Source organism: Brachybacterium fresconis (assembly GCF_017876515.1).
GTDB classification, from domain to species: Bacteria; Actinomycetota; Actinomycetes; order Actinomycetales; family Dermabacteraceae; genus Brachybacterium; species Brachybacterium fresconis.
This window is the reverse complement of record NZ_JAGIOC010000001.1, coordinates 1,698,070-1,720,917: the sequence shown is the minus strand read 5'-3', so window position 1 is coordinate 1,720,917 and position 22,848 is coordinate 1,698,070. Positions and strand designations below refer to the sequence as shown.

General features: G+C 71.8%; 22 protein-coding genes. 10 read left to right on the top strand and 12 right to left on the bottom strand.

Annotation, left to right across the window (positions count from 1 at the left end; translation table 11 throughout):
* Positions 1 to 25: 25 nt before the first annotated feature.
* The 3 genes from JOF44_RS21110 (at position 26) to JOF44_RS07885 (ending at position 3,467) form a co-directional block, all read left to right on the top strand.
* Positions 26 to 1,243 (top strand): sensor histidine kinase, encoded by a 1,218-nt coding sequence (locus JOF44_RS21110; RefSeq protein WP_209889459.1) that lies wholly within the window; start codon positions 26 to 28, stop codon positions 1,241 to 1,243.
* Positions 1,240 to 1,911, top strand: coding sequence for a response regulator (locus JOF44_RS07890; RefSeq protein WP_209889456.1), 672 nt, complete (start codon positions 1,240 to 1,242; stop codon positions 1,909 to 1,911). The genes JOF44_RS21110 and JOF44_RS07890 overlap by 4 nt, the downstream gene beginning before the upstream one ends.
* 122 nt (positions 1,912 to 2,033) lie before the next feature.
* The gene (locus JOF44_RS07885) at positions 2,034 to 3,467 is read left to right on the top strand and encodes an acyltransferase family protein (RefSeq protein ID WP_209889455.1); all 1,434 of its coding nucleotides are present in this window, start codon (positions 2,034 to 2,036) and stop codon (positions 3,465 to 3,467) included.
* A gap of 6 nt (positions 3,468 to 3,473) precedes the next feature.
* Here the strand turns inward: JOF44_RS07885 and JOF44_RS07880 are convergent, their stop codons facing one another.
* Positions 3,474 to 4,862, bottom strand: a complete 1,389-nt coding sequence (locus JOF44_RS07880; RefSeq protein WP_209889452.1) for an amino acid permease — start codon at positions 4,860 to 4,862, stop codon at positions 3,474 to 3,476.
* A gap of 254 nt (positions 4,863 to 5,116) precedes the next feature.
* Between JOF44_RS07880 and JOF44_RS07875 the strand changes: the two genes are divergently transcribed.
* From JOF44_RS07875 to JOF44_RS07865, 3 genes are all read left to right on the top strand, one after another.
* Positions 5,117 to 6,157, top strand: a complete 1,041-nt coding sequence (locus JOF44_RS07875) for an acyltransferase family protein (RefSeq protein WP_209889449.1) — start codon at positions 5,117 to 5,119, stop codon at positions 6,155 to 6,157.
* 94 nt (positions 6,158 to 6,251) lie between these two features.
* The gene (locus JOF44_RS07870; protein ID WP_209889446.1) at positions 6,252 to 7,607 is read left to right on the top strand and encodes an MFS transporter; all 1,356 of its coding nucleotides are present in this window, start codon (positions 6,252 to 6,254) and stop codon (positions 7,605 to 7,607) included.
* Between the two features lie 68 nt (positions 7,608 to 7,675).
* Positions 7,676 to 7,855: a hypothetical protein gene (locus JOF44_RS07865; protein ID WP_209889443.1), complete on the top strand. Its 180-nt coding sequence runs from the start codon at positions 7,676 to 7,678 to the stop codon at positions 7,853 to 7,855.
* Positions 7,856 to 7,985: 130 nt separating this feature from the next.
* On the opposite strand, the gene JOF44_RS07860 is transcribed toward JOF44_RS07865, so the two are convergent.
* Together JOF44_RS07860 and JOF44_RS07855 are read right to left on the bottom strand one after the other, a co-directional pair.
* Complete coding sequence (locus JOF44_RS07860; protein ID WP_209889441.1) at positions 7,986 to 8,402, bottom strand: hypothetical protein; 417 nt, start codon at positions 8,400 to 8,402, stop codon at positions 7,986 to 7,988.
* A 152-nt stretch (positions 8,403 to 8,554) separates the two neighbouring features.
* Positions 8,555 to 9,016, bottom strand: a complete 462-nt coding sequence (locus tag JOF44_RS07855) for a VOC family protein (RefSeq protein ID WP_209889438.1) — start codon at positions 9,014 to 9,016, stop codon at positions 8,555 to 8,557.
* A gap of 185 nt (positions 9,017 to 9,201) precedes the next feature.
* Between JOF44_RS07855 and JOF44_RS07850 the strand changes: the two genes are divergently transcribed.
* A complete protein-coding gene (locus JOF44_RS07850; protein WP_209889433.1) occupies positions 9,202 to 10,779 on the top strand; it encodes an FGGY family carbohydrate kinase in 1,578 nt (525 codons plus the stop codon).
* A gap of 157 nt (positions 10,780 to 10,936) precedes the next feature.
* On the opposite strand, the gene JOF44_RS07845 is transcribed toward JOF44_RS07850, so the two are convergent.
* Complete coding sequence (locus tag JOF44_RS07845) at positions 10,937 to 11,353, bottom strand: (R)-mandelonitrile lyase (RefSeq protein ID WP_209889432.1); 417 nt, start codon at positions 11,351 to 11,353, stop codon at positions 10,937 to 10,939.
* Positions 11,354 to 11,678: 325 nt separating this feature from the next.
* Between JOF44_RS07845 and JOF44_RS07840 the strand changes: the two genes are divergently transcribed.
* On the top strand, positions 11,679 to 13,214 hold the full coding sequence (locus JOF44_RS07840; RefSeq protein WP_209889430.1) for an HNH endonuclease: 1,536 nt from the start codon (positions 11,679 to 11,681) through the stop codon (positions 13,212 to 13,214).
* 24 nt (positions 13,215 to 13,238) lie between these two features.
* Here the strand turns inward: JOF44_RS07840 and JOF44_RS07835 are convergent, their stop codons facing one another.
* The 3 genes from JOF44_RS07835 to JOF44_RS07825 all read right to left on the bottom strand — a co-directional run bounded on the left by JOF44_RS07835 (position 13,239) and on the right by JOF44_RS07825 (position 15,078).
* On the bottom strand, positions 13,239 to 13,688 hold the full coding sequence (locus tag JOF44_RS07835; protein WP_209889421.1) for a hypothetical protein: 450 nt from the start codon (positions 13,686 to 13,688) through the stop codon (positions 13,239 to 13,241).
* 101 nt (positions 13,689 to 13,789) lie between these two features.
* Complete coding sequence (locus tag JOF44_RS07830; protein ID WP_209889418.1) at positions 13,790 to 14,125, bottom strand: MFS transporter; 336 nt, start codon at positions 14,123 to 14,125, stop codon at positions 13,790 to 13,792.
* A gap of 71 nt (positions 14,126 to 14,196) precedes the next feature.
* Positions 14,197 to 15,078 (bottom strand): Bcr/CflA family efflux MFS transporter, encoded by an 882-nt coding sequence (locus JOF44_RS07825; protein ID WP_209889415.1) that lies wholly within the window; start codon positions 15,076 to 15,078, stop codon positions 14,197 to 14,199.
* Between the two features lie 88 nt (positions 15,079 to 15,166).
* Between JOF44_RS07825 and JOF44_RS07820 the strand changes: the two genes are divergently transcribed.
* Positions 15,167 to 15,643, top strand: coding sequence for a MarR family winged helix-turn-helix transcriptional regulator (locus tag JOF44_RS07820; protein ID WP_245348893.1), 477 nt, complete (start codon positions 15,167 to 15,169; stop codon positions 15,641 to 15,643).
* A 91-nt stretch (positions 15,644 to 15,734) separates the two neighbouring features.
* Positions 15,735 to 16,832 carry a Gfo/Idh/MocA family protein gene (locus JOF44_RS07815; protein WP_209889412.1) on the top strand — a complete coding sequence of 366 codons (1,098 nt, stop codon included), beginning with the start codon at positions 15,735 to 15,737 and terminating at the stop codon, positions 16,830 to 16,832.
* 113 nt (positions 16,833 to 16,945) lie between these two features.
* On the opposite strand, the gene JOF44_RS07810 is transcribed toward JOF44_RS07815, so the two are convergent.
* The 5 genes from JOF44_RS07810 to JOF44_RS07790 all read right to left on the bottom strand — a co-directional run bounded on the left by JOF44_RS07810 (position 16,946) and on the right by JOF44_RS07790 (position 22,640).
* Positions 16,946 to 17,905 carry a glycine betaine ABC transporter substrate-binding protein gene (locus JOF44_RS07810; RefSeq protein ID WP_209889409.1) on the bottom strand — a complete coding sequence of 320 codons (960 nt, stop codon included), beginning with the start codon at positions 17,903 to 17,905 and terminating at the stop codon, positions 16,946 to 16,948.
* Positions 17,906 to 17,948: 43 nt separating this feature from the next.
* On the bottom strand, positions 17,949 to 18,848 hold the full coding sequence (locus JOF44_RS07805; RefSeq protein ID WP_209889407.1) for an ABC transporter permease: 900 nt from the start codon (positions 18,846 to 18,848) through the stop codon (positions 17,949 to 17,951).
* Positions 18,845 to 20,134 (bottom strand): quaternary amine ABC transporter ATP-binding protein, encoded by a 1,290-nt coding sequence (locus JOF44_RS07800; protein ID WP_342591701.1) that lies wholly within the window; start codon positions 20,132 to 20,134, stop codon positions 18,845 to 18,847. Before JOF44_RS07800 ends, JOF44_RS07805 begins: the two co-directional genes overlap by 4 nt.
* 421 nt (positions 20,135 to 20,555) lie before the next feature.
* On the bottom strand, positions 20,556 to 21,305 hold the full coding sequence (locus JOF44_RS07795) for a dienelactone hydrolase family protein (protein ID WP_209889401.1): 750 nt from the start codon (positions 21,303 to 21,305) through the stop codon (positions 20,556 to 20,558).
* Between the two features lie 96 nt (positions 21,306 to 21,401).
* Complete coding sequence (locus tag JOF44_RS07790) at positions 21,402 to 22,640, bottom strand: calcium:cation antiporter (protein ID WP_209889398.1); 1,239 nt, start codon at positions 22,638 to 22,640, stop codon at positions 21,402 to 21,404.
* Between the last annotated feature and the right edge of the window lie 208 nt (positions 22,641 to 22,848).

Sequence of the window (22,848 nt, the reverse complement as noted above, 5' to 3'; positions counted from 1 at the left end):
TGCTCCCGCTCCTTAGGATCACGGCGTGATACCCGTCGGCCCTCCCGTCACCCGCCCGCCCTACCGGCGCACCTGGGCGCTCGTCGTCCTCATGGCCGTCGCGATCGTGCTGTTCTCGGTGCTGGTGGCGCTGCAGTCCGCCGGGTACGGCACGGCGGTGCCCCTGGCCATCCCGGTCGGCGCGGCCCTGTGCGGGGCGCATCTGCTGGCGCTGACGAGACCGCGGGCGGCGATCGTCGTGTTCAGCGGCGCGGCCATCCTGCTGCCGCTGCTGGCCTCGGCCGAGCGCGATCTGTCCTGGCCGTGGCCGTGGTCCGTCCCCGCGATGATCGCGTTCGTCGTGTTCGTGCTGGTGGTCACGGCCTTCCACGGCTGGCGGACGGGCCTGGCGGCCTGGGGGATCCCGAGCGCCGGGTCGCTGCTGATCGGCTCACTGTTCGCCGGCGCCGTCCCGCGCTCGATGACGGGCGTGGACCTGCTGGTGACGGTCTCCCTCGCCGCCGGCGCGCTCCTGGTCGGCGTGCTGATCGCCGGACGCCTCCGGATCGGTGAGGAGTTGGACCGGGAGCGGGAGCACACCGCCTCGGAGCAGGCGCGGCGGCTGCTGGTCGAGGAGCGCACCCGGATCGCCCGCGAGCTGCACGACATCGTCGCGCACAGCACCTCGCTGATCCAGGTGCAGGCCTCCACCGCCGAGTACCGCATCCCTGACCTGCCGGCCGAGGCCGCCGGAGAGTTCGGCGAGATCGCGGAGACCGCCCGGGGCTCGCTGGTGGAGATGCGTCGGCTGCTCGGCGTGCTGCGCACCGAGGACCACGCCCCGGAGCTCACCCCGCAGCGGCGCCTCGAGGACATCTCGGAGCTGGTCGACGGTGCCCGTCGGGCGGGCGCCGAGGTCGGGCTGTCCATGCCCGTGGGCTCGCCCGTGCTGCCCCCGGGCGTGCAGGTCACCGCGTTCCGGATCACGCAGGAAGCGCTGAGCAATGCTGTGCGCCATGCCCCCGGCGCACCGGTCGACGTGGTGCTGGACGCCCCGCAGGACACTCTGATGATCCGGGTCCACAATCGGGCGCCGGAGGACTCCGCCGTCGGCGAGACCCCGGGCAGCGGCCACGGCCTGCGCGGGATGCGCGAGCGCGCCGCCCTGCTCGGCGGGAGCCTCGAGGCCGGGCCCGACCGCGACGGCGGCTGGACCGTCACGGCCGCGCTGCCGATCACCGACCACCGGGAGGAATCCACATGAGCACCACCGTGCTGATCGTCGACGACGCCGCGATGGTCCGCGCCGGATTCGCCGCGCTGCTGGACGCGCAGGAGGACCTGCGGGTGATCGGCCAGGCCACCAACGGCGCGGAAGCGATCACCCGCACCGCGCGGCTCGAGCCCGACGTGGTCCTCATGGACGTGCGGATGCCCGAGATGGACGGCATCGAGGCGACCCGTCGGATCCTCGACCCCGCGAGCCCTCTCGTCCGTCCTCCGCGGATCCTCATGCTCACCACCTTCGACATCGACGACTACGTCTACGACGCGCTGCTGGCCGGGGCGAGCGGGTTCCTGCTCAAGGATGCCTCGGCCCAGGAGCTCGCCCACGCCGTGCGGGTGGTCGCCGCCGGTGATGCGCTGCTCTCTCCGGGCATCACCCGAAGGATGATCGCGCAGTTCGCCGCGCAGAAGCCCCGACCGCCGCGCGGTGCGGCCCTGATCGCGCGCCTCACCGAGCGGGAGCGGGAGGTGCTCGTCCTGCTGGGGCGGGGCCTGTCGAACCGGGAGATCGGCCTGGAGCTGTTCATCTCCGACCACACCGTGAAGACCCATGTGGGTCGGCTGCTGACGAAGATCGACGCCCGCGACCGGGTGCAGGCCGTCATCTTCGCCTTCGACAACGGCCTCGTAGAGCCCGCCTCCTGACCTCCGGTACGGCCTGCCGCGACGGGCTCACTCCACGGTAGGGGGCGCACATCGCCCGACCGGGCGACGTGCCCTCGGGCGCCGCGCTCCTAACCTCCTCGCGACGATCCGAGGAGGACCCCATGACCCTCAGCCCGAGCCGGCCGCTCCCGCGCGCCGACGCCCCCGCCGCACCGCCGCCCACCCGTCGGCACCCACCGCTGCCCGCGGCGCGGGACACCGGCATCGACCTGGTCCGTGCGCTGTGCCTGCTCGCGATCCTCGTGCTGCACGGTCTGCAGGTCAGCGCCACGGTCGGGGAGGCGGGGCCGGTCCTCGAGTACGCCACCCGGGGCGCGACGTGGTACCCACCGGTCACCTGGGCCCTGCAGGTGATGCCGGTGTTCTTCGTGATCGGCGGCTTCGCAGGGCTGGTGGCGCACCGTCGCTCCCTCGCACGGGGCGGCACCGCGACGGCGTTCGTGGCCGGACGCGTCCACCGTCTCCTGCTGCCCGCGGTGGTGACGATCGGCGTCGTCGGCCTCGGCCTCGCGCTGCTGGCGGGCGCGGGGACCCCGGTCGAGCTGGTCAGGGAGATCGGCCTGCGCTACAGCGAACCGCTGTGGTTCCTCGGGGTGTTCCTCGCCTGCCAGGCCCTGCTTCCCGCGCAGCTCGCGCTCCACGCCCGGGCGCCCTGGGCGCTGTTCGCGGGGCTCGCCGGTGCGGCCGTCGGGATCGATCTGCTGCGTGGCGCCACCGGACTCGACGCGATCGGCTACGCGAATCTCGCCGCCGTCTGGCTCGCCCTGCAGCAGCTGGGATTCCTCCTGGCCGACGGGTATCTCGACCTTCTCTCCGTGTCGGTGCGCAGGGCGGCAGGGATCGCGGCCGTGGCGGTCCTCGTCCTCGTCATCGCCGCGGGGCCGTGGTCCGCCGATCTCATCGCGCACATGAATCCGCCGACGACTGCACTGCTGCTGGTCGGCCTCGCCCAGACCCTGCTGATCTCCCTGCTGCGGGGACCGCTGACGGCTCTCAGCGAGCGTCCCGGCGTCGCCGCATGCACCCGCTTCGTCACCGCGCACTCGATGACGATCTACCTGTGGAACCTGCCGGTGCTGCTGCTGGCGGCGGGGGCCTCCGCCGAGGTCGCCATGCTCCACGCCGGTCTGCTCCTCGAGCCCTCCGGACTCGCGTGGTGGATGACCCGGCCCGCCTGGCTGCTCGGGACCGTTCTGGCCACCGGGGGCGTGGCGTGGCTGCTCGGCGGGATCGAACGCCGGCGCGCACCGCAGCCGACGGATTCTCCCCGACGCGCCCTGCACGGCGTGCTGCTCGGGCTCGCCGCCGTGCTGCTGCTCCTGCTGGCCGGGACCACGCCGCTGACCGCAGCGCTCGCCGTCTGCCTGATGATGATCGCCCTGCTGCGGATCACCGCTCCCGCACCCCGTCGGCATCGTGAGCCGCTCGACACCGCGAAGCGGCGCGGCCGCGGTGATCCGTCGGTGAAGGCCGGGGAGATCCGCGACGAGAGCGACACCCTCCGGCTCGACGGGACGATGGCCCGACCGGCCTGAGCCGGTTCAGCCGTGCTCCACCCGTCGGCGGACCACCGCGGCGTAGAGCAGCGACATCACCGCGAGGAAGCCGATCCCCACCGCGAGCGCCAGGTGGTAGGCGGGCTGCCAGACCATGATGCCGACCGTGAACAGGATGAACGCGATCGCGAACGCCTGCCCGTAGGGCCACAGCGGCACCGGGAACCCCAGCGCCTCCCGCTCGGCGGGGGACATGCCGCGGCGCGACGCGACCTGGGCGAGCAGGATCATCAGCCACACGAAGATCGTCGCGAAGGTCGCGAGCGAGGCGACGATCGTGAACACCGCCTCGGGCAGCGTCCAGTTCAGCACGACGCCGACGACCAGCACGCCGATCATCGCCACCGTGGTGACGACGGGGACGCCCTGGACGGTGCGAGCCATGGCGGGCGGTGCGAGGCGCTGCCGGGCCATCCCCGCGACCACCCGGCCGGCGCCGAACAGGTCCGCGTTGATCGCCGAGAGCGCCGCGGTGATCACCACGACGTTCAGCGCCGCCGCCGCCCAGTTCACGCCGAGGGTGTCGAAGATCTGCACGAAGGGCGACTGCTCGCCGGTGATCGTGCGCCAGGGATTGATCAGCAGGATCACGCCGATCGCGAGCACGTAGAACAGCAGGATCCGCACCGGCACCGTGTTGACCGCCTTCGGGACGGCCTTCCCGGGATCCTCCGCCTCGGTGCCCGCGACCCCGATGATCTCGGTTCCGCCGAAGGCGAACAGCACCAGGATGAAGGCGCTGATCATGCCGCCCGCGCCGTGCGGGAAGAAGCCGCCGTCGGCCGTGAGGTTCGTCAGCGGATTCCCGCCGCTCTGCGCGCCGAGGCCGAACACCAGGATCGCCGCACCGCCGAGGACCATCGCGACCACCGCGGCGACCTTGACGATCGTGAACACGAACTCGAGCTCCCCGAACCAGCGGACGCTCGCGAGGTTCGCGGCGCCCACGATCAGCAGCGTGAGCGCCACCCAGATCCACTGGGCCGTGTCCGGGAACCAGAACCGCATGTAGATCGCGATCGCGGTGAGATCCGCGAGGCACACGATGAGCATCTCGAAGGCGAACATCCACCCGGTGATGTACCCGGCCCACGGACCCAGGAAGCGGCGGGTGTACTCGGCGAAGGAACCGGAGACGGGCATACGCACCGCCATCTCGCCGAGCGCCCGCAGCATGAAGTACACGACGGCGCCGCCGAGCAGGTAGACCAGCAGCACCGAGGGGCCGGCCGCCTGGATCGCGCCGGCCGAGCCGTAGAACAGGCCCGTCCCGATCGCGGAGCCGAGGGCGATGAAGTGGAGGTGGCGGGCCTTCAGGCCGGGCCGGCGCCGGGTTGGGGCGGGTGAGGGGGTGTCCTGCGTCGTCGTGCTCATGGTGGGCGTGCTCCGGGGAGGGGGAGGGTTCTTCTTGTGCCTCTGACACGGTAAGGCCGGCGGGTCCCGCCCCGGCACGTGTGTCCGGCCACGTTCTGTCGCGTCGGGCCGACGGGAGATCGACGACGGCGCCGCACCCCGCGCGGCGCCGGATCGCGGCCATCGCCCGGACACCGACTCGTCACCGGATGTTCGTCCGGCGAACGCGGCGCGGACGAGGCCGGGCCCGCCGCGTCCGTCTACGCTCGATCGCCATGAGCAGTCTCGAGCCGGGACCCCTGCAGGGGCGGCAGCACTGGATGGACCTGCTGCGGGGCGCGGCGATCCTGCTGGTGATCGTCCACCACATCAGCATCGTCCAGCAGGTCTGGGACGGCGGCACCGCGCCCGAGGCCGTGCTGCTCTCCGAGGCCGCCAAGCCGTTCCGCATGCCGGCGCTGCTGTTCGCCTCCGGCATCCTGCTGCCGCGGTCGCTGGAGAAGCCGGCCGGCCGCTTCCTGCTCGGCAAGGTGCGCAGCCTGCTGTGGCCGTGGCTGCTGTGGTCGCTGCTCATGCTGGCGATCATGGGCTGGGGGTTCGGCACCGACCCGCTGTGGTGGGTGAACGGCATGTACACCTGGTTCCTGCTGGCGCTGTTCGTGTACTACGTCGTCGGCCTGCTCACCCGGCGGATCCCACCGATGTGGGTGGCGCTGGCGTCCCTGGTGGCCTGGACCGTGATGCAGCAGTTCGGCTCGGCCCTGATCGACCCCACCTATCGGCCCGACAAGTTCGTGTACTACGCCGTGTTCTTCTTCGCCGGCGCCGCGCTGCGCCGGGTCGTGCTGGCCCGCACGCTGCCGCTCTGGGTCCTCGCCCCCGGTCTGCTCCTGGCCCTGGGGTGGGCGGCTCTCGCCGTGCGGATCGATCGTGACCCCGAGGTACCGGTCCTCTCCCAGCTGGTGGTGCTGGCTGCCGTGCTCTCCGGCGTCGCCCTCGCCCAACGGCTGCCCCGGGTCCGGGCCGTGCGCGTGCTGGAGTGGCTGGGACGCCACTCGATCGTGCTGTACCTCGTCCACCTCCCGGTCATCGAGCTCCTCGCCCGGCACCTCGACCTGCCGCCGAGCCGCGCGACCTCCGCGCTCTTCTTCCTGGTCACGCTCGGGGTCTGCGTGCTCGCCGTGCTCCTGAGGCCGGTGACCGGCTTCCTCTACACCGTCCCCGCACCCCGAGGCACCCGCCGCGTCCCGCCCGTCGCGAGCAACCCATCGGCGGATGCCCAGGAGACGGAGCCCCGGCAGCTCTCGGTACCCTGAACGTCGCAGCGTGCCGCGCTGCCACGACGCCGAGGGCGGGGTCGGAGCGTCCTGGACCCGGCCCTGACCGACGAGACGGTGGACCCTGACGCCCATGACCAGTCCGGAGAGCCTGAACGCCCCGACGACCGAGACCCCGACGACCGAGACCCCGACGAGCGGTACCCCGACGAGCGGTACCCCGTCGACCGGGACTGCCGGAGCCCTGGAGGGCACCCAGCGCCGCACCCTCGTGGTGCTCGTGATCGCCCAGATCCTGGGCACCATCAGCCTGGGCGTCACCCCGACGATCGGGATCCTGCTGGCCGGGGAGGTCACCGACAACGAGGCCTGGGCGGGTCTCGCCCGCACCTCCTCCACCCTCGGGGCGGCGCTGCTCGGGATCCCGCTGGGCAACCTCGCCGCCCGGCGGGGGAGGCGCACCGCGCTGGCCACCGGCTGGTGGGTGGCCGCCGCCGGCGCGGCGCTGCTGGTCGTCTCGGCACAGTTCGAGCTCGTGGTCCCGCTGTTCCTGGGCCTGCTCATGACCGGTGCGGGAACCGCGGCGAGCCTGCAGTCCCGCTTCGCGGCGACGGACCTCGCCGCGCCGTCCACGCGCGCCCGCTCCCTCTCCCTCGTGGTGTGGATGGGCGCGATCGGCAACGTCCTGGGCCCGAATCTCGGGGTGCCGGGGGAGGTGCTCGGCGCGACGACCGGGCTCAGCGTGTACGCGGCGGCGTTCCTCATCGCCGCCGTGGCCTCCCTGCTCGCCGGCACCGTGATCTTCGCTCTGCTGCGGCCCGATCCGCTGCTGGTCCTCGCCCGACGGCAGGCGGCGCTCGCTCACGACGCGGCGGCCGGAGCGCCCGCCCGGCTCCGTCGGGGCGAGCGATTCCGCCGCATGGTCGCCGAGCTCCGGGCGAACCGTCGGGCCCGCACCGCGCTGGTGGCGCTGCTGACCTCGCAGGTCGTCATGGTCTCGTTGATGACGATGACGCCGGTGCACATCGAGCATCAGGGCGGGTCGCTGACCATCGTCGGCCTCACCATCAGCCTCCACGTGGCCGGGATGTTCGGCCTCTCCCCGGTGGTCGGGATCCTCGTGGACCGGATCGGTCACCGCGCCACGATCTCGATCGGCATCGCGATCTTCGCCGGCTCCCTGGCCGCGGCGATCTTCGCGGCGGGTTCCCTCGCGGGCGTCATGGTCTCCCTGGTCCTGCTGGGCCTGGGCTGGTCCTTCATGAATGTGGCCGCCTCCGCCCTGTTCGCCACGGTCATCGCGGACCGCTCGCGCGCCTCCGCGCAGGGCGGGGCGGATGCGCTGTCGAACCTCCTCGGGGCCACGACGTCGTTCGCCGCGGGCCCGCTCATGGCCGCCACCAGCTTCTCGGCGCTCGGGGCCGTCGCCGCACTGCTCCTGGTACCCATCTGCCTGCTGGTGCTGAACCCCGCGCACTGGCGGGCCTGAACACGTCGGGCCCGCTTCTCCCGGCGGGCGTCCAGGGCGGGTCCAGCCGCAGATGGTCGACTTCCCTCATGAAGCTCCGCCGACTGCTCTACGCCGGACGGGCCGCGCTGCGGACCGAGAAGGGGCGCCAGGTCGCCGGGCGCCTGACCGACACCGCGGCCGACACCGCCCGCCGCGCCTCCCCGCGACACAGCGCCACGATCGACAAGGCCCAGCACAGCGCCCGGAGGTATCTCGGCCGCGGCTGACCGTCGGGGTCATCGACTGGTCTTCCGGGGCAGCGTCCGGTCCGCTCGGAGCGTCGACCGACGATCGGTCGCCGGAGCGAGCGACCGGCTCATCGGGCCGTCGACCCGTCTGCCGGGATGGCCGGCCCGCCTACCGAGGGTCGTCGGCCAGCCGCACCAGCGTCTGGACGGCCCGCTCGCGGTCCACGCGCTTGCCGAAGGGGTGGACGTCGGCCTCGACCACGCCGCGCTGCTCGGCGACATATGCCCGCACCTTCGCGTCGAGGGCGTCCGTCGTCGGCGCGTGCATCGAGACCGGAGGATCCAGCACGGCGCCGACCAGCGTCGATCCTTCGGGATAGTAGACGTACAGGACCCGCTGGATGCCGGGCCCGAACAGGTCGCTCTCGGCTGTCGCCGGCAGGCGGCCGAGCACCGTGAACAGCATCGTGTGGGTGTCCGCCCGGGCCGCCGGTCCGCGGCGGACTGCATCGGGCGGGATCGTGAGTTCACCCTGCTCCGCGCGCAGGGCGAGCACGGCGAGCCGGGCATCGTCGTCGTCGACCATGTCTGCCTCCTGAGGGGTGCGGTGGTCCCCAGTATCCGCGTCCGGGCGCGGCGGGTCGAGGGGCGCTGCCCGGTGCGGTCCCGCGGCGGTGGACGTCGGCAGGCCCCCGCCGTCCGTCCGATCGTCCGCCGCCTCCCGGACGCTCCACCCGCTCAATCGAGGCAGAACTCGTTGCCCTCCGGGTCAGCCAGGACGAGGAAACCGATGCTCAGCGGGGCCTCGGGCTCGTGGCGCGCGAGGCGCTCCGCCCCCAGGGCGATCAGCCGGGCGCCCTCGGTCTCCAGCGCCGCCATCCGCTCCTTGCCGCGCAGATCGGAGGCGGTGCGCACGTCGAGATGCACTCGGTTCTTGGCGACCTTGTCCTCGGGGACCTGGTGGAAGAAGATCCGCGGGCCGGTTCCGTCGGGGTCCTCGAGAGCGGAGGAGCTGTTGCGCAGCTCGACCGGGACGTCGTTCGCCTCGAGGAACTCGTCCCACGCGGCGAGGGAATCTGCACCCGGGGCGAGCTCCACCCCGGGCGGGGCAGGATGGACGTAGCCGAGCACCTCCTTCCAGAAGATCGAGAGCGAGCGCGGGTCGCGGGCATCGAATGTGACCTGGATGGTGCTGGACATGGGTGCCTCCGTCATCGCGGTGCTGCGCGGGAGCATCGGGGGCGGCGTGGCAGCTCCGCCCGCCCCGGCATCCATCCTGGACCGGGCGGAGGACAGGTCGTGTCCGCGGAGATGGCATGCAGCCCGGGCCGCGCTCGTCCGCGGGCACCTGCCGCTCAGGCTGCTGGAACGCCTACTGTGGCCCCATGCCGTCTGTGCTGTGTCTGGATCTCGGGACGTCCGCCGCCAAGGCGGCCCTGATCGACCTCGACGGCAGCATCCACGGCCGGGCGAGCTGCCCCTACCCCACGCGCACCACGGCGGACGGGGGAGCGGAGCAGGATCCGCAGGACTGGCTGCGATCCGCCCGCACGGCGATCACCGAGCTCCTGCACGTCCCCGGCGCGACCCGTGACGTCCTCGCCCTCAGCCTCACCGGCCAGATGCAGGACCTCGTGCTCCTGGATCCGGACGGCGCGATCGCGCCCGCGGTCCTGTACAGCGACACGCGTGCCGGGCAGGATGCCCAGGAGATCCATGCACGGCTCGAGAGCGAGGGGATCTCGTGGGATTCCCTGACGGCCACGGTGCAGGACGCCACCAGCTGCGCCGCGATGTTCCGACGCCTGGTCCGAACGGATCCCGACCTCGCCGGCCGCGCACGCGGCATGGTGTTCGGGCCGGCCGGGTACCTCGCGCACGCGCTCGGCTGCGGCCGGTGGTGCGATCCGACGACAGCCGCCGCCACCGGGTTGCTGGAGGCGCGAACGGGGACGTTCTCCGGGGTTATCGCGCGTGCCGCCTCCCTCGACGAGGACCTGCTGCCCGCGCTGACCACCGCGACCGGGCAGGTCGTCGGCCGCACCGATACCGCGGCACAGGATCTGCTGGGCGTGCCCGGCGGCGTTCCGATCGTGCTCGCCCCGGGGGATGCGGGCGCGACGACGCTCGGGATCGTCGGCCTCGAGGTGGGTGACGACTACGCCTACCTCGGCACCAGCGGCTGGCTGGCCGCGGTGATCCCGCGGACCGCGGTCGACGATGGCGGGGCCGACGTCACTCGGGCCGACGTCACTCTGGCTGACAGGAGCGCGGCGACCGCCGAGCAGGCTCCGGTCTCGCACCACCTCGCCCTCGCGGCCGGGGACGACCTGGTCCTGCGGATCTCGGCGCTGCTGGCCGCCGGGGCCGCCGCGGACTGGGCCCGCGCCGCGCTGCTGGGCGGGGCGAGCCCCGCGGAGGCCGATGCACGGCTCGAGGAGCGGGAGGCACGGCAGGGGAGAGGACCGACGGGGCTGCTCGCGCTGCCCTCGATCCATGGTGAGCGGTACCCGGTGCGCGATGGCGACCTGCGCGCCGCCCTCGTCGGGATGGGCCCGCGAACTCGCGACATCGACATGTACGCCGCCGTCCTCGAAGGCGTCGCGCATGCGCTCGTCTCGGCGATCTCGGCCCCGTCCCGGAGCGATCGGAGCACGGGGGAGCGGAGCCGTCCGCTCGCCGTCGCCGGAGGCGGCACCGCCTCCGCCCCGTGGCTGCGGATCCTCGCTGATGTCACGGGCCGGGAGGTGCGCGCGGTCGACGGGGCGGACGCGGCCCTGGTCGGCTGCGCGCTCGCCGCAGCCGACGAGCTCGGCATGGACCACAGCATCCGCCCGCTGGCCTTCCGCTCCGGCGGTCGCACCGTGGCACCGGATCCGTCGGCCGCCCGGGCGCACGCCGTCATGCGCGACGCGCACCGAGCGCTCTATACGGCCGTGGCCGCGGTGCGTGCGCTGCACTGATCCGTCTCCGACGGATCCTGTCGTCGTGCCGCTGGTCGACGTGCCGGCGGACGTCTCCTGGCGGCCGCCGTGCTGCCGAGTGTCGTGCCGGCGGCGGTCGTGCCGCCGGACGCCGTGCGGGGTCGACGTGCAGACTGCAGGATGCGGCCGGCTGCGCTCAGCGGCCCCGTGCGGTCTCGTTCGCGCGGGCGAACTCCTCGTCGCCGACCGGGTCGAGCCACGTCACCGTCTCGTCGGTATCATCACCCTCCTGGATCGCGATGTGGGCCATGAGCTGGTCATCCAACGCCCCGTGCCAGTGCTCCTCGTGCGGTGGGATCCACACGGTGCGACCCGGCTCGAGGGTCACCACGCTGCCGTCCCGGGAGACGACCACGCCGATGCCGTCGGTGCCGTAGAGGGTCTGGCCGACGGGATGGGTGTGCCAGTACGTGCGGGCGCCCGGGGCGAAGTGGACGTGGGCCATGGCGACCCGGGAGCCATCCATCGGACCGCGGATGCCGTCGACCAGCACCGATCCGGTGAAGGTCTCGGCCGGACCGGTCGCCGTCGGTTTCCTCGGCAGCTTCTTCATCGTGGCCTCCTGTGATGGGACGTGCGGACTCGTCCCTCCATCAGATACCGGATCCGGAGTCGGGGCAAGGGTCGGGCGCGGACCGGGCCACGGGCGGATGCCCGAGTAGACGGCGTTCAGGACCCTCCCCTTCATCGTCCTCCACATTGTTTCTGCGCACCCAAAGTGGAGGATGGGTGTTTCTTCGGGGATGGTGCAGGTCAGGGGAAGGGTCCCGGTGACGTGCGGGCATGGTGACGTGGCGGGCGTCGGGTTGCAGGGGTCGGGTTATCCACAATGACCGAAGGTGCTTTCGATACCGTCCTCGAGTGGGCAGGATGGATGCATGTTGATGCCGCCGCCCCCGCAGGATTGTCCCGAGGATCCCATCGCTTCCTCGGCGTGGCTCCTCGCGCTGCGTGAGGGTGGGCCGTCTGCGCTCACGGACCTGCTTGCCGAGGCGGACGTCCTCCTCGAGGCGATCGCCTCGACCCCCGGGGACATGTTCGAGGTGACCGGTCGCGGGCGTCAGGACTACACGCAGCTGCTGGCGAGGATCCAGACCTCCCGCGGCCTGATCGATGCCTTGGAGACCCGCACCGTCGTCGCCCTCGACGACGCCACGCGCAGGGATCGGCGCGGAGCCACGCGTGACGCGAGCGGTCATGAGGCGAACGAGGAGGGGTCGGGCCAGGTGGCCCAGGAGGCCCACGGCATCGCGACCCGGGACCTGTCGCTGACGACGCGACGCTCCCCGGCGGACGCCGGCCGCACCGTGACCTCGGCCCGCCGAATGGTCGAGTCCATGCCTCACCTGCTCTCGGCCATGATCTCCGGTCGGGCTCCGGCCACCTCCCTCTACGGTGCGGCCGATGCGACCAGCGTTCTCGATGCCGACCAGCGCGCGGAGGTCGATACCCTCCTGCACGGGCGACTCTCCACCCTCGACGGCGCCGGGACCAGGAAGTGGAAGGCAGCCGTCGCCACCGCGATCGGCGAGCTCGACCCCGACGGCGAGGCCCTCCGGCACCGACGGGCACGGACCCGACGCCACCTCACGCTCGCGCGCGGGCAGCACGGGATGGCGACCCTGACCGCCCGCATGCCCGCCGCCGACGCCCAGCTCGTCCACAAGCGACTCTCCCTCGAGGCAGAGCGCCGACAGGTCCGGGGCGAGCGCACGGGTCACGGAGCCCTCATGGTCGACGCGCTCACCGACACGGTGCTGGGTCGCGAGGACGGGATGGACCCCTTCCGCCTCGATCTCGGAGTGATGATCACCGATCGCGCCCTGTTCCATCCCGGGGTCGGCGACGTCGCTCACATCGAGGGGTACGGTCCCGTCCCGGCCGAAGCCGTTCGCGACCAGCTGCGCGCTGTCGCCGCGCAGCCCGCCCTCGGACATCGGGATCCCTTCGGGGACGACGGGTCCGCCATCCGGGCGGTGATCAGGCGTCTGTACACCCATCCGACCACGGGGGAGCTGGTGCAGATGGACTCGCGGGCGCGAACGTTCCCGCCCGCGATGGCCCGATTCCTCAGCTGGCGGGACAGCTCCTGCCGCGGGCCCTTCTGCAATGCCTCCAGCCGACAGCGCGACCACGTCGTCCCCCATGCGCGTGGTGGCCTCACCTCGCTCGAGAACGGGCAGGACACCTGTGCGCACTGCAACCAGAAGGAACTCGACACCCTCAACGTCGAGCGGCTCGAGGACGCCGAGCACCCCGGGCATCAGGTCGCCTGGACCGGATACTCCGGGATCACGCGCGTCACCTCGCCGAGTCCGCTCGAGTGCCCCGCCGCTGAGACGGGAACGGCCGCGTTCGCCGACGGAGAGGGCGACGACGGTGCTGATGGTGAGGACGACACGGGTGTCCCCTGATGACTGAGCGGAGAGGTGCCCTGCTCAGGCGCAGATCGTCGTCTGCGCCGTCTCCACGCTGTCGTTGATCCCCTTCATATCGAGGGTCGCCGTCCCGCTCACCAGCTCTTTCCCGGTGAGCCAGGCTTCGCTGTCCTGATCTCCCGCGCCGGCGGCCATGAACAGCTGACCGGCCGCGCCGAGCTCGAAAAGCAGCGGCTCCTCCAGGCTCACCGCGCCCTCCTCGACGGGCAGATCGTCCTCCAACCGATCCAGGATCACGCAGCCGTCGGCGATGTCCTGGCCCTTCCGGTCGCCTCCGCCGAAGCCGCTGGAGGAGATCAGGACGCCGCCGAGTCCTCCGAGGCCCAGGCCCACGAGCCCGGCGACCACGGCGGCGGCCACGGCGATCAGCACGACGGTGCGGGTGCGGTGGGCACCGCGGGTCGGCGAGCCGGTCGCTGAGGGGTCGACAGGTGGTGGTGAGGTCATCATGACTCCACCCTAGGGACCCTGTGGTGCGATGCGGCCCGGAATGCCGAGAGCGCACCGCCCCCGTTGCATCCCCCGGGCGAGGTGCCCGCGGCGCTGGGGGATCAGGCGGACGGGGCGTAGTCCTCGACGCCCGAGGCCTGCTCGTCGGCGACTCGCGGCCCGTCGGCGTCTCGCGGCCCGTCGGCGTCTCGTCGCGGAAGAGCCAGGAAGGAGACTCCTGCCAGGACGATCGTGACCACCATGACGATCCCCATGGGAACCGCGGTGGCCTCGCCGGCGAGCCCTACCAGCGGGGAGACGAGCGCGGCCAGCAGGAACTGGAGGGAGCCGAGGAACGCCGAACCGGTCCCTGCGTTCTGCCCGGTCTCCGCGAGGGCGAGGGTGGTCGCATTGGCGAAGACGAACCCGAGCGAGCCTTGGAAGAGCGCGAACAGCACGAGCGTCGGGAGCGTCGGCACCCCGCTCAGCGCGCAGCCCAGCAGGCCGACGGCGGCGATCGTCCCGGCGGTCAGCCCCCAACGGTCATCCGACGGTAGGCGACCTTCCCGGCCAGGGCCGCGGTGATCGCGCTGGTCACGGTGATCGCCACCGCGTTGACGGCGAACAGCAGCGAGAACGTGGTCGCGGAGAAGCCGAGCATGTTCTGGATGACGAACGGGGAGGCAGCGATGTAGGCGAACAGGGCCGCGAAGGACAGGCAGAACGTCAGCAGGTAGCCGGTGTAGGTGCGATTGGCGAGCACCTCGCGGGCGGAGCGGAGCGTGGCGGGGATGCCGCCGGACGTCCGCTCCTCGGTGGGCAGGGACTCCTGGGCCACCACGACGGCGGCGAGGAGCATCAGCAGCACGAGGCCTGCGACGATCCAGAACACGCCGCGCCAGCCGATGCCGGCGATGATCGCCCCGCCGCCCAGCGGGGCGGCGACAGGAGCGATGACGCTGACGATCATCAGCGCGCCCAGCAGCTTCGCGGCCAGGGCACCGCGCGCCGTGTCCGAGACGATCGCCCGGGCGAGCACGACGCCGGCGGCGCCGCCCAGGCCCTGCAGGAAGCGGGCGCCGATGAGGACCTCGATGCTCGGTGCGACCGCGCAGAGGACGCTCGCGACGAAGCACACGAAGGTGCCCACGAGCAACGGCGTGCGACGGCCGATCCCGTCGGACAGCGGGCCGACGAACAGCTGGCCGAGCGCCATGCCGATCAGGAACGCGGTCATCGACAGCTGGACCCCGGTGGCGGTGGTGCCGAGCTCCTCGGCGATCGTCGGGAACGCCGGGAGGTACATGTCGATCGAGAGCGGCGCGACGGCGGTCAGCAGCACCAGGACCGCGACGAACAGTCGGCCGGGCGGGACGATCACGCGGTCCGCGGTATCGGGGGAGGAGGTCACTGCACACGCCTTCCGAGAGTGAGGAGGAGGGCCCGACAACAAGATGTGGCTACATATATATTAGAAGATATCCAGTAGGGTGCCATGCATGACCCTCGACACGGATCCGGTTCCGCGGCCCCGCGATGTGGCGATGGTGCTGCGCGATCTCGCGTGGAGCATTCACCGTCGGGTGCCGGAGGCCGCCACCGCCGACCCGCTGCCGACCACGGAGCTCGCGCTGCTCAAGCACGTCCTCGACAGCCCGGGTCTCACGGTGGGGGAGCTGGCGCGCCGGCTCGGTCTGCGCCAGCCCAACACCAGTGCGGCGCTGCGCACGCTGCTGGAGCGCGGACTCGTGGTGCGCGAGCCGAGCCTGCAGGACCGCCGGACCTTCCACATCGTGCCCACCGAGGAGGCGCTCGCCGAGGACGAGGCGATCGCCGCCGCCTGGAGCGGACCGCTGCGGGCCGCGCAGGAGCAGCTGTCCCCGGAGCACGCGGCCGCGCTGGAGGGAGCGCGCGATGCGCTCGTCGCGCTCGATGAACTGATCCGTGGGGAGCAGGGGGAGCGGCCGCGGGGGTAGGCGTGGCAGCGGCCGAGGGGACGACGTCCCGGCTGACAGCCGCATAGGCTTGCCCCTGCTCCATGCACACCGAGGAAGGGACCCCGCCACGATGACCACCGCACCTCAGGAGACCCCGCGCCGACTGCGCGCCGGCGTGATCGGCCTGGGCTGGGCCGGCCAGCAGCATGTGGCCGCCTACGCCGCCGACCCCACCGTCGATCTGGTCGCGCTCGCCGCGATGGAGGAGCACCTGCTGGCGCGGTTCGGCGACGAGCACGAGGTGCCGGGGCGCTACCGCGACTGGCAGCAGATGCTCGCCGAGGCCGAGCTCGACGTCGTCTCCATCGCCACCCCGACGTTCCTGCACGCGTCGATGGCCGCCGCCGCGCTCGAGGCCGGGGTGCACGTGATCACGGAGAAGCCGATGGCCCAGAACGCCGAGGCCGCGGCGGGAATGGTCGACGCCGCACGGCGCGCGGGACGCGTGCTGGACGTGTCCTTCAACCATCGCCAGCGCGGAGACGTCACCGCCCTGAAGGACGTCGTCGACTCCGGGGTGCTGGGCAAGCTCTACTACGCCAAGACCGGCTGGATCCGCCGCCACGGCATCCCGGGGCTGGGCACCTGGTTCACCAAGGCCGAGAGCTCCGGCGGCGGCGCCATGATGGACATCGGCATCCACATGCTCGACATGACCCTGCACCTGCTGGGGGAGCCGGCCGTGACCGCAGCCTCCGCTTCCACCCACGCCGAGTTCGGGCCGCTGGGCCGCGGCGGCTCCGGCTTCGGGATCTCCCAGGCGGAGGAGGGTGCGCCCTTCGAGGTCGAGGACCTCGCCACCGCCTTCCTCCGCCTGGACGGCGGCGGCACCCTGCTGCTCGAGTCCAGCTGGGCGCAGTGGATCCCGGAGGACCTCTGCTACGTCACCCTCTACGGGGCCGACGGCGGGGCCACCATCGAATGGGGCGGCACGCCCGGGAACCAGACCATCACCGTGTGGACCGAGGTCGCCGGCATCCCGGCGGAGCTGCAGCCCGTCGTCGGCGAGGACGGGCGCCACGCCGCAGCGGTCGCGGGTTTCCTCCAGAAGGTCCGCTCCGACGACTGGGCGGCGCACGACGGCTCGCTCGCCCTGCGCCGCGCCGAGGTGATCGACGCCTGCTACGCCTCCGCGAAGGCCGGGTCCGAGGTGCGCATCGAGGGCTGATCATCGAGAACCGAGGACGGGCCGGCCGCGACGTCGTCGCGACCGGCCCGTCCTGTGTGGCGTCGGCCGAGGTGTTCAGGCGGCGGTCCGAGTCACCGGTGAGCTGCCGGGTCTCACTCGCCCGGCAGCGGCGGCATGGCGTCGGGGTTCTCCTCGAGCCACTTCTCGACCGCTTCGGCCTCCTGGCCCTCCTCGAACTGGTTGACGACCATGTCCTCGAGCGAGCCGAACTGCTCGTCGTTCATCTTCGCCTGAGAGATCCAATCCGCGGCCTCCGGGAACTCTTCGGTGAAGCCCTTGTGTGCCAGGTGGTGCAGCGCCTCCGGCTCACCGAAGAGGCCTTCCGGGTCCTCCAGCGGCACGACCGGGAAGGCGGTCATCGCCCAGAACGGGCTCCAAAGGGTCACGACGATGTCCTCCTGGGCATCGACCGCATTCTTCAGTTCCGTGAGCATCGCAGGGGTGGAGGACGTGACCAGCTCGTAGTCGTCGAGGCCGTACCCGGGCATCACGTCGTCCTGCGTGGCACCGGTGAGGCCGGCGCCTGGCTCGATACCGTAGATCTTGCCGCCGAAGCGATCGGCCTGGCCCTTCAGATCTGCGATCGAGGAGATGCCTTCGACATAGTCGGGCACGGAGAGGTTCAGCTTCGCCCCTTCGTAGTAGCCGATCAGGTCCTCGATATCGTCGCCGTACTCATCCATGTAGTCGGCGTGAGTGACCTCGGGCCAGGCCGAGGGGTAGACGTTCAGGTCACCCTGGGCGAGGCCCGCGTACAGCAGGGCGGCATCGGCGATGGTTTCGTGTTCGACCGTGTAGCCCATCGCGGTCAGACGATTGTCCAGCAGGTACGCGGTGGACAGGCCGTCGGTCCAGGAGGCGATGTAACCCAGCGTGATGGTCTTGCCCTCGGGGCCGCCACCTCCGCTGCCACCGTCACTGCTGCCGCTGCCGCTGCCGCTGCCGCTGCCGCAGGCGGTCAGACCGAGGCCGCCCAGCAGGCCGGCGCCGCCCACCAGGGCGGCGCGGCGGGAGAGGGAGCTCGGGGTCCAGAGCGAGTTTCGCTTGGTCATGATCAATCATCCTTTCCAGGGGTGTTCGATGGTTACGGAGGGGTCAGGCCGGGGTGGCCGCACGACGTCGCTTCGCCAGGGCGATGAGCGAGGTCTTGTAGTCGCCGGGATTGCCCAGCGCTGCGGTGACGCGGTCCAAGAAGACCGCGAGGGCGACGACGCCGAGACCGGCTTCGACACCGAGCGGCAGGTCGAGGGTGGAGATCGCCTGGACCACCAGCTTGCCGGAGCCGTCGGTGCCGGCCATGCCGGCGATGACGGCCATGGACAGGGCCAGCATGATGACCTGGTTGACGCCCGCCATGATGGTTGGCACCGCCAGGGGGAACTGGATGCCGCGGAGGATCTGCCCGCGGGTGGCGCCGAAGGACTCGCCGGCCTCGACGGTCTCGGCATCGACCTGCCGGATGCCGAGCTCCGTCATGCGCACGCCGGGGGGCAGTGCGAAGATGATCGTCGAGAAGATGCCGGGCACCAGCCCGATCGAGAAGAAGGTGACCGCCGGGATCAGGTAGACGAAGGCGGGCATCGTCTGCATGAAGTCCATGATCGGTTTCACGATCGCGCTGACCGAGGAGTTCATGGCGGCGAGGATGCCCAACGGCACCGCGATGGCCACGGCGAATACCGTCGCGACGATCACCAGCGCCATGGTCTGCACCATCGGCACCCACTGGTCCATGGCCAGCACCGCGAGCATCATGATCAATGTGCCGACGGCCAGACGCCAGGAGCGCACTGCCCAGGCGAGCAGGGCCATCAGCGGGATCATCAGCAGCGCGGGCAGGAACAGCAGCCCTGCGGTGAGGTTCTCGACCAGGAGTTCCATCACCCAGGTGAAGGCGTCGAACGCCCACGCGGCGTTGTCCTTCAGCCAGTCGATGCCGCTCTCGGTCCAGTCGCCGAGTGGGAGGCGCGGGATGAGGGCTTCGTCCGGGTTCATCGGTCACCTCCGAGCGTCTCGTGGGTCGTGTCTCCCAGGGCATCGCCCCCGGTGGAGAGGGTTGGGTCGGGTGCTTCGACGGTCTCGACCGCGTCCCCGTTCTCGTTGTGCCCGGTGCCGGCGGCCGTCAGCAGCGTCACGCGTGGGATCACTCCGAGGAACTTGCCGTCGTCGTCGACCACGACCAGCGGATTGATGTGCTGGGCGGCGGGGGCGAACAGGTCGGCGATGGGGGTGTCGTGGGTGACCACGGGCATCTCACGTCCCGGCGCCCAGGGCAGCTGATCCTGGCCGCGCCGGACGGCTTCGGCGACATCTTCTTCCCACAGCACGCCGCGGGGAGTGCGGTCGCGGTGCAGAGCGATCAGCCACGCGTTCTGCGTCTCGCGCAGCATGCGGTGCGCGGTGCGCGGGCCGTGGTCCTCGCCGAGCGTCTCGGCCGGCCGCTCCAGGATGGCCGCGGCGGTCATGACGCGGGAGCGGTCGACGTCCTGGATGAATCGGGCCACGTAGTCGTTGGCCGGCTCGTTGAGGATCTCGTCGGAGGTGCCGACCTGCTCGATACGGCCGTCGCGCATCATGGCGATCCGGTCACCGATGCGCATGGCCTCGTTGAGGTCGTGGGTGATGAACAGGACCGTCTTCTCCAGGCGTTGCTGGAGCTCGATCAGCTGGTCCTGCATGTCGCGGCGGATCAGCGGGTCCAGGGCGGAGAAGGCCTCGTCCATCAGCATGATGTCGGTGCCGGCGGCCAGCGCACGGGCCAGGCCCACGCGCTGCTTCATGCCGCCGGAGAGGCTGTCGGGGCTGTAGCCGCCCCAGCCCTTGAGCCCGACCATCTCGAGCGCGTCGTTGCCCCTCTTCTCCCGCTCGGAGCGGTTCATGCCGCCGACCTTCAGACCGTAGGCGGCGTTCTCCCCGACGGTGCGATGGGGGAGGAGCGCGAAGTGCTGGAAGACCATCGAGATGCGCTCGCGGCGCACCTGGCGCACCTTCGCGGGGGACATCGTCGAGAGCACCTCGTCCCCGATGCGCAGCTCGCCGGCGCTCGCGGGCAGCAGTCCGTTGACCATGCGGATCAACGTGGACTTGCCGGATCCGGACAGCCCCATGACGACGAAGTTCTCACCAGGTTCCACGGAGAAGCTGGCGTCGATCACGGCGGCGGTGAGCCCTTCGTCGCGCAGTTCGGCGCGGTCCCGACCCTGACGGAGTGCTTCGACTCCGCGGGCGGGCCGTCGACCGAAGACCTTGTACAGGCCGTCGGCGGTGATGACTGGTGGCACTGGGGCTCCTTCGTCGATTGACGTTCGGCAGGTGCGGACCGACTCCTCTCTGCTTGTTCCCCCCAACGTGCAGGGCATCGGTCCGCTCTTCATGATCGCCCGTCCTCTGGGCGTCGGCAAATGGCCCGTGCCCAGGAACAGGGCGTTCACCCCTGAGCGAGGGACGCCCAGGAGGTGGCCCTAGCAGAGCGGAGGCGTTCTGGAAAGCCGTATGGCCTGGGATGACGAGCGATGTGCCCGCGCCGTCGATCGGATGTCCGGACTGTCCGACAATCTGGAGATAACTATTCGATCACGTGCGCAATTGCGTGGCACGCAGGGCGTTCGGGGATGATCTGGCGCACGTCACCGCTGCGCGGCACCTGCGCGCCGACGTCGGCCGGTACCGCGGCGGCGGGCGGCCGTGGCCGGTTGAGCCTGGTCAAGAACGCGTCGGCAGGGTCTCGGTGAGGAAGTCGACGGTCTGCTGCCAGGCGGCCGCGGCCGCGGGGCCGTGATGCAGGAAGGGGTGCGGGTTGTCGAAGGCGTGCCCGGCGCCTTCGTGGAGCTCGAAGCGCACCTGGTCCCGGGTGCCGCCGGCGGTGACCGCCTCGCGGATCTGCTGGACCGTCTCGAGGGGGATGAAGGCGTCGGCCGTGCCGAAGTGGTGCAGGCTCGGTGCGGTCACCTGCGGCGCCCGGTCCAGCAGGGTGGGCAGCGCCGAGCCGTAGTAGCTCACCAGCACCGAGGGGGCGCGGCCCTCGTCCGCTGCGGCGGCGGTCGCCGCGAAGGCCAGGCCGCCGCCGTAGCAGAAGCCGAGCACGCCGACCCGTTCGGAGTCGACGGCGCCATGCGCCCGCAGCGCGTTCAGGGAGGCGAGGGCGTCGGCCTCGGCGCGCTCCCACGGCAGACGCTCGGTCAGGGCCATGCCCTCGGCGAGCCAGGCCTCGGCGTCGTCGCCGTCCTCCAGGCCCACCACCGGCGGGTCCAGGCGGGCGAACAGCTGCGGGGCGAGCACGGCGTAGCCGAGGGCCGCGAGGTCTGCGCAGCGCTCCTGCATGTACGCGGACAGCCCGAAGATCTCCTGCAGCACCACCAGGCCGGGCACCGGCTGGTCGAGGTCGTCGGGGAGCCAGAGCAGCCCGGGCAGGTCACCGGCATCGGTGGGGATCTGAGACGTCGTCGCACTCATCCCTCGAGCGTAGCCGGGTTCTCGCCGCCGCGCGGCAGTGCCCGGTCCTCGCCCGCCGCGCGGCAGTGCCCGCTTCTCCCGCGGCGGGCGGAGAGGTCAGGCGAACAGCGCGAGAGCGTAGAGCACGAACAACAGCAGGTGGACGGCGCCGTGCACGGCGGTGACGCGCTCCGCGGCGACCGAGATCGCCGAGACCGCAAGGGTCGCCCCGAGCAGCAGCAGGTTCGCGCCGGACTCGGCGAGCACCACCTGCTGCCCCGTGAGCAGCGAGATCACCAGCACGGTGGGGATCGTCAGGGCATAGGTCGAGACCAGCGCGCCATGGCACAGGTTCACCACCCGCTGGATCTCCCCGCCCAGCGCCGCCCGCACCGCGGTGATCGTCTCCGGCGTGAACACGATCATCGCGATGAGCACCCCGCCCAGGGCAGCGGGAGCCCCGAGACGGGCCAGGCCCTCGTCCAGCAGGGAGGCCATGTGATGGGAGAGCAGCACGATCGGCAGCACGGTGGCCACGAGCACGGCGGTCCGGGCCAGCAGCTCGGTGCGATGGGTCGCCAGCACCCGGGTGATCGGGTCGGACTCCGGGGGGAGGGGGGCGGCGTCGGCGCGGGTCGACGAGGTCGTGGCGACGGGGGTCGACGGGTCGGGGCCGGAAGGGGCCGACGAGGTGGCGCCGGCGGGCACCTCGACCTCCTGGAAGTCTCCGGCCTGCGCGCCGGCCTGGCGCCACAGGAAGAATCCGTAGAGTCCCACGGCCGCCACGACGATCACCACGGCCTGCACCGCGGTGAAGGATCCGCCGCGGCCGATCAGCGCCGGCAGGGCGAAGGCGAGGGCGCCGAGGGCGACCAGCAGAACAAGATAGGTCGAGGCCCCCACCCGATTCGGCCGCAGGTCGCCGTGCCGGATCCCGGCGACCAGCAGGCAGATCCCGAGCGCCAGGTTCAGGATGATCATCGACACCGCCATCACCGAATCCCGGGCGATGGTGGTGTGCTCGCCGGGGCCGAGCATCACGGCGGCGATCAGCACCACCTCGATCACCACGATGGACAGTGTCAGCACGAGCGTGCCGTAGGGGTCGCCGAGCCGGTGCGCGAGGGCCTCGGCCTGCTGCACGACGCCGCCCGCGGCGACGACGATGACCACCACGATCGCGGCCAGCAGCAGGAGCAGGACCGGGCCGGAGGACGCCCCCGGATCCGGGGCGAGAACGGCGAGCGCGGCGACCGAGGCCCAGCCGAGCACGAGACGGACGAGGACGTCGCGGGTGAGGATCGCGGCGACGAGGGCGCGGCCGGTGAGAGCGGGGGAGCGGTCGAGCGACGGCATGGGACGCATCCTGTTCCGAGGCCGTCCTCGTCGGGTCCCGGCGACCGGGTCGTCCCGGCCGCGGCGCCGCCGGTCCGCTGGCGGTGCAGGTCCCACGATAGGCGACCGGATGCGGGCGGGGAAGCGTCGGTGAGCGACCTGACCATCACCGCGACGCGGCCGGTCCGGGACCGGGCCGCGCCGCGGTCCCCTGACAGACGACTGCGGT

Bases quoted from the DNA above. Each gene is read 5' to 3' on its own strand.
- JOF44_RS07850 (WP_209889433.1), top strand. From the start codon at position 9,202: ATGCCGTCTGTGCTGTGTCTGGATCTCGGGACGTCCGCCGCCAAGGCG.
- JOF44_RS07870 (WP_209889446.1), top strand. From the start codon at position 6,252: ATGACCAGTCCGGAGAGCCTGAACGCCCCGACGACCGAGACCCCGACG.
- JOF44_RS07845 (WP_209889432.1), bottom strand. From the start codon at position 11,353: ATGAAGAAGCTGCCGAGGAAACCGACGGCGACCGGTCCGGCCGAGACC.
- JOF44_RS07885 (WP_209889455.1), top strand. From the start codon at position 2,034: ATGACCCTCAGCCCGAGCCGGCCGCTCCCGCGCGCCGACGCCCCCGCC.
- JOF44_RS07790 (WP_209889398.1), bottom strand. From the start codon at position 22,640: ATGCCGTCGCTCGACCGCTCCCCCGCTCTCACCGGCCGCGCCCTCGTC.
- JOF44_RS07795 (WP_209889401.1), bottom strand. From the start codon at position 21,305: ATGAGTGCGACGACGTCTCAGATCCCCACCGATGCCGGTGACCTGCCC.
- JOF44_RS07875 (WP_209889449.1), top strand. From the start codon at position 5,117: ATGAGCAGTCTCGAGCCGGGACCCCTGCAGGGGCGGCAGCACTGGATG.
- JOF44_RS07865 (WP_209889443.1), top strand. From the start codon at position 7,676: ATGAAGCTCCGCCGACTGCTCTACGCCGGACGGGCCGCGCTGCGGACC.
- JOF44_RS07815 (WP_209889412.1), top strand. From the start codon at position 15,735: ATGACCACCGCACCTCAGGAGACCCCGCGCCGACTGCGCGCCGGCGTG.
- JOF44_RS07855 (WP_209889438.1), bottom strand. From the start codon at position 9,016: ATGTCCAGCACCATCCAGGTCACATTCGATGCCCGCGACCCGCGCTCG.
- JOF44_RS07820 (WP_245348893.1), top strand. From the start codon at position 15,167: ATGACCCTCGACACGGATCCGGTTCCGCGGCCCCGCGATGTGGCGATG.
- JOF44_RS07835 (WP_209889421.1), bottom strand. From the start codon at position 13,688: ATGATGACCTCACCACCACCTGTCGACCCCTCAGCGACCGGCTCGCCG.
- JOF44_RS07840 (WP_209889430.1), top strand. From the start codon at position 11,679: ATGTTGATGCCGCCGCCCCCGCAGGATTGTCCCGAGGATCCCATCGCT.
- JOF44_RS07805 (WP_209889407.1), bottom strand. From the start codon at position 18,848: ATGAACCCGGACGAAGCCCTCATCCCGCGCCTCCCACTCGGCGACTGG.
- JOF44_RS07890 (WP_209889456.1), top strand. From the start codon at position 1,240: ATGAGCACCACCGTGCTGATCGTCGACGACGCCGCGATGGTCCGCGCC.
- JOF44_RS07860 (WP_209889441.1), bottom strand. From the start codon at position 8,402: ATGGTCGACGACGACGATGCCCGGCTCGCCGTGCTCGCCCTGCGCGCG.
- JOF44_RS07810 (WP_209889409.1), bottom strand. From the start codon at position 17,905: ATGACCAAGCGAAACTCGCTCTGGACCCCGAGCTCCCTCTCCCGCCGC.
- JOF44_RS07880 (WP_209889452.1), bottom strand. From the start codon at position 4,862: ATGAGCACGACGACGCAGGACACCCCCTCACCCGCCCCAACCCGGCGC.